Origin of the sequence: Streptomyces sp. SID5910 (assembly GCF_009862125.1) — a bacterium.
Classification (GTDB): Bacteria; Actinomycetota; Actinomycetes; order Streptomycetales; family Streptomycetaceae; genus Streptomyces.
Map to the genome: position 1 here is coordinate 1 of NZ_WWHX01000788.1, position 8,281 is coordinate 8,281.

General features: G+C 75.3%; 5 protein-coding genes. 4 read left to right on the forward strand and 1 reads right to left on the reverse strand.

Annotation, left to right across the window (positions count from 1 at the left end; translation table 11 throughout):
- From GTW67_RS27865 to GTW67_RS27880, 4 genes are all read left to right on the forward strand, one after another.
- The coding region (locus tag GTW67_RS27865) for an ABC transporter ATP-binding protein (protein WP_161167527.1) at positions 1-798 on the forward strand (798 nt) is incomplete at its 5' end.
- Complete coding sequence (locus GTW67_RS27870; RefSeq protein ID WP_161167528.1) at positions 795-2,663, forward strand: ABC transporter ATP-binding protein; 1,869 nt, start codon at positions 795-797, stop codon at positions 2,661-2,663. The genes GTW67_RS27865 and GTW67_RS27870, both read left to right, overlap by 4 nt.
- The gene (locus GTW67_RS27875; RefSeq protein WP_346010755.1) at positions 2,660-4,879 is read left to right on the forward strand and encodes an ABC transporter transmembrane domain-containing protein; all 2,220 of its coding nucleotides are present in this window, start codon (positions 2,660-2,662) and stop codon (positions 4,877-4,879) included. The genes GTW67_RS27870 and GTW67_RS27875 overlap by 4 nt, the downstream gene beginning before the upstream one ends.
- 10 nt (positions 4,880-4,889) lie before the next feature.
- Positions 4,890-5,300 (forward strand): SCO2097 family morphological protein, encoded by a 411-nt coding sequence (locus tag GTW67_RS27880; RefSeq protein WP_161167529.1) that lies wholly within the window; start codon positions 4,890-4,892, stop codon positions 5,298-5,300.
- Positions 5,301-5,709: 409 nt separating this feature from the next.
- Here GTW67_RS27880 and GTW67_RS27885 read toward each other — a convergent pair whose 3' ends face one another.
- Positions 5,710-8,052: a transglutaminase TgpA family protein gene (locus GTW67_RS27885; RefSeq protein WP_202437791.1), complete on the reverse strand. Its 2,343-nt coding sequence runs from the start codon at positions 8,050-8,052 to the stop codon at positions 5,710-5,712.
- Positions 8,053-8,281 lie beyond the last annotated feature (229 nt).

Below are 8,281 nucleotides of genomic sequence, written 5' to 3' on the forward strand. Positions count from 1 at the left end.
ACCCGTGCCGCCCCAGCGGCACGATTGCCCGCAGCTCAGCGGGATGGTGGCCTCCGCTTTGAGGGGGTGCGGTTTCGTTATCCCGACGCAGCCCCCGATTCCCCGCCCCTCCTCGACGGGCTCGATCTGCATATCCGGTCCGGGGAGTCCATGGCTCTCGTCGGGGGTACCGGGAGTGGGAAGACCACGTTGACCTCGTTGATTCCCCGGTTGCACGAGGTGACCGAGGGGCGGATCACGCTGGACGGGGAGGACATCGCCGCCCTGCCCCGTGAGGAGTTGCGCGCCCTGGTGGCCGTGGCCTTCGAGGAGCCCACGCTCTTCTCGGCCACCGTCGGCGAGAACGTGCTGATGGGCGCCGGTGAGGGCACTGGTCCCGACGCCCTGGAGCGGGCGCTCTCCGTCGCGCAGGCCGACTTCGCGCATGCCCTGCCGCAGGGCACCGGCACCCAGGTCGGCGAGCAGGGCCTCAGCCTGTCCGGCGGCCAGCGGCAGCGCCTCGCGCTCGCGCGGGCCGTGGTCGGCAGCCCGAGGTTCCTCGTCCTGGACGACCCGCTGTCCGCGCTGGACGTGCACACGGAGGCCGCCGTCGAGGCCGCCCTGCGCCGCGTGCTCGCGGACACCACCGCGCTGATCGTGGCCCACCGCCCCTCCACCGTGCTGCTCGCCGACCGGGTGGCCCTGCTGTCCGGAGGCCGGATCGCCGCCGTCGGCACGCATCACGAACTGCTGCGCACGAACGCCGAGTACGCCCATCTGATGTCCGGCGCCGAGGAACTGGAGGACGACCGGCGATGACGGCCCCCATCACCTCCCCGCCCGCTCCCGGCGAGGCGGAGGACCCGCCCCGGACCACGGGCGCCGAGCAGCCCGGCGACGACTTCGACCGCGACGTCCTGCCCAGCCCGCCGGGTGCCACGGCCGCGCTGCTGCGCTCGCTGCTGGCGCCCCTGCGGGCCCGCGTCACGTTCACGGTCCTGTTCCTGCTGCTCCAGCAGGCGGCCGTGCAGGCGGGACCGCTGCTGGTGGCGTACGCCATCGACCGTGCCGTGCCGGCCTTCCGTGACGGCGACCACGGGCCGCTGGTCGCGGTCGGCGCCGGATACCTGCTGTGCTCGCTGGCCGCCGGGGCCCTCCAGTACGGGTTCATCGCCGCGTCGGCCCGGGTCAACCAGGACGTGCTGCTGGACCTCAGGGGCCGGATCTTCCGGCACGCGCAGGCGCTCAGCGTCGACTTCCACGAGCGCTACACGTCGGGGCGGCTCATCTCCCGCTCCACCACGGACGTCGAGTCGCTGCGGGAGCTGCTCAGCGAGGGGCTTCAGGAGCTGATCACGGTCGTCCTGTCCTTCGTCTACATCTCGGCCATGCTGCTGTGGCTGGACCTCGGCCTCGGCGCGGTCGCGGTGGCGTCGTTCGGGCCGCTGTACGCGCTCGTGCGGACGTACCAGCGGCGCGCGGGGCGCGTGTACCGGCAGCGGTCGACGGCGATCGCGGCGGTGATCGTCAAGTTCGTGGAGACGATGAACGGCATCCGGCCGGTGCGCGCCTTCCGCCGGGAGGCCGCCAACGACGCCGACTTCGCCGCGCTGAACCGGCGGCACGAGCGGACCAACGGCAACGCGCTGCTGGAGATGGCCCGTTACGTCGTCGGCTCCCGGCTGGTCGCCAACACGACCGTCGCGGGGATCGTGCTGTGGGGCGCGTACCGGGTCGCGGACGGCACGCTGGCTCTCGGTGTGCTCGCGGCGGCCGTGCTGTACCTGCGCCGGCTGTACGACCCGATCGACCGGCTCGGCATGTTCCTGAACTCCTACCAGTCGGCGGCGGCCTCGCTGGAGAAGATCGCCGGACTGCTGGCCCAGACGCCGTCGGTGCCCGAGCCGGCCACGCCGAGGGAGCTGCCGCCGCCGGTGTCGGAGCATCCCGGGCGCGAGGTCGTCTTCGACGCGGTCCGCTTCGGCTACCGCACCGGCGGTGAGGTGCTGCCCCGCTTCGACCTGACGATCCCGGCGGGGCAGACCGTGGCCGTGGTCGGCTCGACGGGCGCGGGCAAGTCGACGCTGGCCAAGCTGCTCGCCCGGTTCTACGACCCCTCCGGCGGGCGGGTCCTGCTGGACGGCACCGACCTGCGCGACCTCGCCGTGCCCGAGCTGCGGCGCGGGGTGGTGATGGTGACGCAGGAGGCGTTCCTGTTCTCCGGCACGGTCGCCGAGAACATCGCCATCGGGCGTCCGGAGGCGACGCGGGAGGAGATCGAGCGGGCCGCGAAGGCGATCGGCGCCCACGACTTCATCGCCGCGCTGCCCGACGGCTACGACACCGACGTCCGCAAGCGGGGCGGCCGGATCTCCGCCGGGCAGCGGCAACTGGTCGCGTTCGCGCGGGCGTTGCTCGCCGATCCGGCGGTGCTGATCCTGGACGAGGCGACCAGCTCGCTGGACGTCCCGGGTGAGCGGGCGGTGCAGCGGGCCATGACGACGGTGCTGAAGGGCCGTACGGCGGTGGTGATCGCGCACCGGCTGTCGACCGTGGAGATCGCCGACCGGGTGCTGGTGATGGAGCACGGCCGGATCGTGGAGGACGGCGCCCCGGCCGAACTGATCGCGGGGACGGGCCGGTTCGCGGACCTGCACCGGGCGTGGCGGGACAGTCTCGCGTGAGCGGCGCCGGAGGGTGGCGCACGGGCGGCACCTCGGTCGACGCGTACGAGGACCCCGGCACGCCCGACCTGCGGGGCGGCTGGCGGTACCTGGGGTGGCTGGTCGGACGGCAGTGGCGGCGCTGCGCGGCGGGGGCGGTGCTGGCCAGCGCGTGGATGGTGCTGCTGGCGGCGACGCCGTACCTGATGGCGCGGGCCGTCGACCACGGGCTGGAGCCCGGCGACCTGGGGGCGCTGGCCCTGTGGACGGGCGCGCTGACCGCGGCCGGGGCCGTCAACGCCTGGCTGGGCGTCCTGCGGCACCGCACGATGACGCGGGTGCGGATGGACGCCAACTTCCGCACGGTCAAGGTCGTCGTCGGGCACGCGACCCGGCTCGGCGCGGCGCTGCGGCGGCAGGTGGGGACCGGTGAGGTCGTCACCATCGGGGTGGGCGACGTGCAGACGATCAGCCAGTCGCTGACGGCGGTCGGGCCCGGCGTCGGGGCGGTCGTCGCGTACGCGGCGGTCGGCGGTCTGATGCTGTCGGTGTCGGCGAGCCTCGCCCTCGTTGTGCTGCTCGGCGTGCCGGTGCTGGGTGTGCTGCTGGGCCCGCTGATGGGCCGGTTGCAGGGCCGGGAGACGGAGTACCGGGAGCGGCAGGGCGTGCTGACGGCGCGGATCGGCGACCTGGCGGGCGGCCTGCGGGTGCTGAACGGGCTGGGCGGCAAGAGCCTGGTCGCGGACGCCTTCCGGCGGGACTCGGCGCGGCTGCGCGAGCAGGGGTACCGGGTCGGGGCGGTGACCAGCTGGATCCAGGCCATCGGCGTGGGGCTGCCGATGCTGTTCCTGGGCCTGGTGACCTGGCTGGGCGCCCGGCTGGCGGCGCGCGGCGAGATCAGCGTGGGCGAGCTGGTGTCGGTGTACGGCTATGTCGTGGCGCTGGGCTGGCCGGTGGCGTTCCTGATCGAGATGAGCCACCAGCTGAGCCGGGGCGTGGTGGCCGCCCGCCGCGTGGTCGCGTTCCTGCGGCTGGAGCCCGAGTCGGAGGAGGGCACGCGCGAGGCCCCGGCGGAACCGTCGGTGCTGTACGACCCGGCGTCCGGGGTGCGGGTGGCGCCGGGGCGGCTGACCGTGCTGGCCGGGGCGCGGCCCGCCGACGCGGCCGCCGTGATCGACCGGCTCGGCCGGTACGCCCCCTCCGAGGTGACCTGGGGCGGGGTACCGCTGTCCGACGTGCCGCTGCCGCTCGTACGGGAACGCATCCTGATCGCCGACGCGGAGTCCGACCTGTTCACGGGCCCCCTGCGCGAGGTGATCGCCACGGGACCCCGTCCGGGGGACGCGGGCGGGCCCCAGCCGGGGGACGCGGGGGGTGTCGGCGCCCGGCGCAGCGGCTCGGGCGGACGCCATCCGGGGGATGCAGGGGGACCCCTCCCTGGGGACGCGGGCGGTGTCGATGCCCGGCGCAGCGGCGCGGGCGGACGCCGCCCGGGGGATGCGGGGAGACCCCTCCCGGGGGACGCGGGGGGACCCCACCCGGGGGACGCGGGCGGTGTCAATGCCCGGCACAGCGGCGCGGCCGCAACCGGCCGCCATGGGCCCGCGGACGCACGAGAGCACGCCGGAGCGCCGGTCGGTGCCGATGTCCGGCTCCACCGCACGGCCGCGACCGGCCACCATGAGTCCGCGGACGCCCCAGCGCACGCCGAGGCCCCTTCCGAGGCTCGCCTGGCCCGTGCCGTCGGCGCGGCCGCCGCCGACGACATCGTCCGGGGGCTGCCCGAGGGGCTGGACACGGTCGTCGCCGCCCAGGGCCGCGATCTGTCGGGCGGCCAGCGGCAGCGCGTCCGGCTGGCCCGGGCCCTACTGGCTGACCCCGAGGTGCTGCTCGCCGTCGAACCGACCTCCGCGCTGGACGCCCACACCGAGGCGACGGTGGCGGAGCGGCTGCGCGAGGCGCGCGAGGGCCGCACGACGGTGCTGGCCAGTACGTCCCCGCTGGTGCTCGACCGGGCGCACGTCGTGCACTACCTGGTCGACGGCAAGGCCGCCGCCACCGGGAGCCACCGGGAACTGCTCGACACCGAGCCGGGCTACCGGGAGCTGGTCGCGCGGGACACCGAGGACATGACGGAGTCCGGTTGGCCAATTGGCGTAGAGGGGCGGGTTTCACGGGGGCGATTCCCTGCCTATCCTGAAGGGACCCCCCGGGTCGCCCCGGCGACTGCACGATGAGGAGGACTCCGTGCCGCTCTCGGAGCACGAGCAGCGCATGCTCGAGCAGATGGAGCGAGCGCTGTACGCCGAAGATCCCAAGTTCGCGTCGGCGCTCGAGGGAAGCGGGCTGCGTACGTACACCCGGCGGCGGGTCTACCAGGCGGTCGCGGGCTTCCTCGTGGGAATTGCGCTCCTCATGGCCGGTATGGTCGCCAAGCAGGTCTGGCTCAGCGTGGTGGGGTTCCTCGTCATGCTGGGCTGTGCGGTCCTCGCCGTGACCGGCTGGCGCAAGGCCCCCAAGCCGGGCGAGCAGCCCGCCGCGGGCGCCGCGGGCGCCGGACCACAGGCCCGCCGTCAGGCGCGGCAAAGACGCTCCATGATGGACCGCATCGAGGAGCGCTGGCAGCGGCGCCGGGACGAGCAGCAGGGCGGCCAGTAGCCGGCCACCGCGCACCACGACAGGTTCGCGCGAGGGGGTGCCCACCGATCCGGTGGCCACCCCCTCACGCATGCCGGCACGCCATCAGAACGCCGGCCGGCCGACCCGCGGACCCAGCCCGTCACGTGAACGGGCTGCCTCGGGTCCGGCCGGGGTTCTCCCCGGCCCGCGACCAGGGCCGGAGTCCGGCCGGGAGCGCCCGGAGGTCCGGGGCCGGCCCCGGCGCCTGCCCTCGGGCTCGCCCAGGTCCGCCGGGTTCCGGTGGCCGACCGTGGAGCCTCCACGTCCGGCCGGGATTCCCTCAGGCCCGGCCGGGCCGCCTCCACCTCCGGCCCGGCCCGGTGTCCGGGCCGGGCGTTGGCTCAGGTCCGGGCACGTCCCCGCCGGACCTTCTGCCCGGGCTCGGGGCTCAGCCCCGCTGTCCCGACGTCTTCCGCAGGGTCGGGCGGGACGCCGAGGCTCGGTGTTTGAGGGCCGTCCAGCGGGCCGACGCGGTCCACGCCACCCGGACGGTGGAACGGGGGGCGAATCGCGCGCGCAGTGCCGTCCGGCGGCTGACCGTCGCCCGCAGTCCCGCGCTCACCCGGTGCACGTCCTCCGTGAGACCGGCGGCCGGACGCGGCCGGGGCGCGTACAGCACCTGCTCCACCGCGTCCGCCACCCGGTGCACCCCCGCGGCCGCGGCCGCGTCGAGCTGTCCGAGCCGGACGATCCGGTCCGCCGCCCTGCGCGGCGTCTGCGACTCCTCCGGCGGAATGCCGAAGTCCCAGGCCGTGTCCGTCAGCTCCTCCCAGACCGCCAGGACGTGCGGCACCGCGTCCGCCTCGCCGCGCCCGTGCGCCCCCAGCCGGACCGACCGGATCCGCATCCGCCACAGCATCGGCGTCAGCGGGAGCACCAGCACCACGAGCCCGCCCAGCGACCAGGCCAGGATCTCGAACCAGTCCGGTCCGCCGCCGCCCGAGACCGGCACCGCCGCCGCCGACTCGCTCGGGCAGGCCTCCAGCTTCCGCTGCTGCGCCGAGCAGCTGTCGCTCTCCGAGGGCGCCGCCGACGGCGCCGACGTCGCGTCCCGGGACGGCAGCGCCGGGTCGGGGACCGCGTTGCCCGGCGTGTTCTCCACCGTGTACGAGGGCACCGAGCCCCGCGTCGGCGTGGGCTCGAACCGGGTCCAGCCCACCCCCTCGAAGTACAGCTCGGGCCAGGCGTGCGCGTCCCGCAGCCCCACCGCCACCGAACCGTCCCCCTGCGGGGAGCCCGGCGCGAACCCGACCGCGACCCGCGCCGGTATGTCCAGGGACCGGGCCATCGCCGCCATGGCGAAGGAGAAGTGGACGCAGAAGCCCTGCTTGTCCTTCAGGAACCGGGCGATCGCCTGCGAACCGCTGCCGACCTGCACCTGGGTGTCGTACTGGAAACCGCCGGTGATCGCGAAGTACTCCTGGAGCGCGACCGCCTGCTCGTACGGGTTCGACGCGCCCTCGGTGACGTCCCGGGCGGTCTGCGCCACCACCGGCGGCAGCGAGTCCGGCAGCTCGGTGTACTCCCGCCTCAGGGCCGCCGGCGGCCGCGGTGCCGCGGCGAGCTGCTCCGCCGTCGGCCGCACGTCCAGGCTCCGCACCTCGTACGTCAGCCCGCGCGTGTTCTGGCCGTGGTCGCCGACCAGCGTCATGCCGACGGGCTCGTAGCGCCAGTTGCCGCCGATCCGGACGCCGGTGGGCGGGTACGGCATCGGCAGCCAGTCCTGGGCGTACCAGTCCGCGGCCGAGATCGTGGTCTCCGTCTCCACGCGCTCGATGTCCGGGCCGAGTCCGGCCGGAGTGGGGAACGTGCCCTCCGGGACGGCGGTGATGTTCCGCTTGGAGGGCTTCCAGGTGCTGCCGTCGAAGTCGTCCAGGGACACGATCCGCAGATACAGGCCGGAGACGTCGCTGGAGTCGGTCTTCACGGACAGGACCTGGCGGTCCTCGTCGACGTTGAGGCTGTCGCGCAGGGAGACCAGCGGGTTCACCGCGGAGATCGTGCCGCCGCCCCCGGTGCCGGAGCCGACGCCCGTCCTGGCACCGTCCAGCAGCCCGCCGTCCATCGCGGGCAGCGCCAGCGGCACCGCCAGCGCCACGCCCAGGGCCAGCGCGCCGATGCGGCGCCCGGTGCGCACCGGGGCCACGGCGCCGCCGCGGTCGCCGCCCGGGAGGCGGGGCGCCCCGCCGAAGACCCGGCCCCACTGCGAGAGCCGTTCGCGGCCCTCGGCCAGCAGCAGCATCAGATAGCCGGCCGCCGCGACCAGGAACCACAGCCAGTCGGCGCCGCCGTCCGACAGCCCCGCGGCCACCGAGTACAGGGCGAGCAGCGGCAGCCCCGCCGGGGCAGCGCTGCGGAAGGTCACGGCGAGGGTGTCCACCAGCAGGCCGATCACCAGCACGCCGCCGACCAGCATCAGCCGGATGCCGTCGGAGCCGAGCGGGGCGGGGATCGCGTACCGCGCGATGTCGTCGCCGCCCTGCCGCAGCAGCTCGCCGAAGTGCCGGAAGGCGTCCGGTCCGGGGATCACCCCGGCGAGGGCCTGCCGGCGGGCGAAGTCCAGGGTGAGCAGCATCAGCCCGGTCACGGCCTGCGCGGCGATGGTCAGCGGCCGGGCCAGCGGCACCCTGCGGGCCGCCATGCCCACCCCCGACTGGACCGCCAGCAGGATCGCCGCCTCCAGGATCCAGAACGCCGGGTCGACCAGCGGCAGCAGCGCACACGCCGTCATCAGCGTGGCCCCCCACGCCCACAGCGCCAACCGTGCCCGCCCGCTCACCGTGCCCCCTCTTCACGTGCCGCCGCCGGCCCGCCGGACACGTGGTCCGTGGCCATGGGGCTGCGCGGCGCAGGTCGCGCCCGCGTGCTCACCCTGCCCCCTTTTCCGGACACCCCGCCGCCGGGGCGCACCGCGACCGTCGTGCCCACCCGCTCACCACGCACTCTCCCCGCCGCCCGCC

Excerpts from the sequence above, each read along its gene's own strand:
- GTW67_RS27885 (WP_202437791.1), bottom strand. The coding sequence starts at position 8,052 with ATGACGGCGTGTGCGCTGCTGCCGCTGGTCGACCCGGCGTTCTGGATC.
- GTW67_RS27870 (WP_161167528.1), top strand. The coding sequence starts at position 795 with ATGACGGCCCCCATCACCTCCCCGCCCGCTCCCGGCGAGGCGGAGGAC.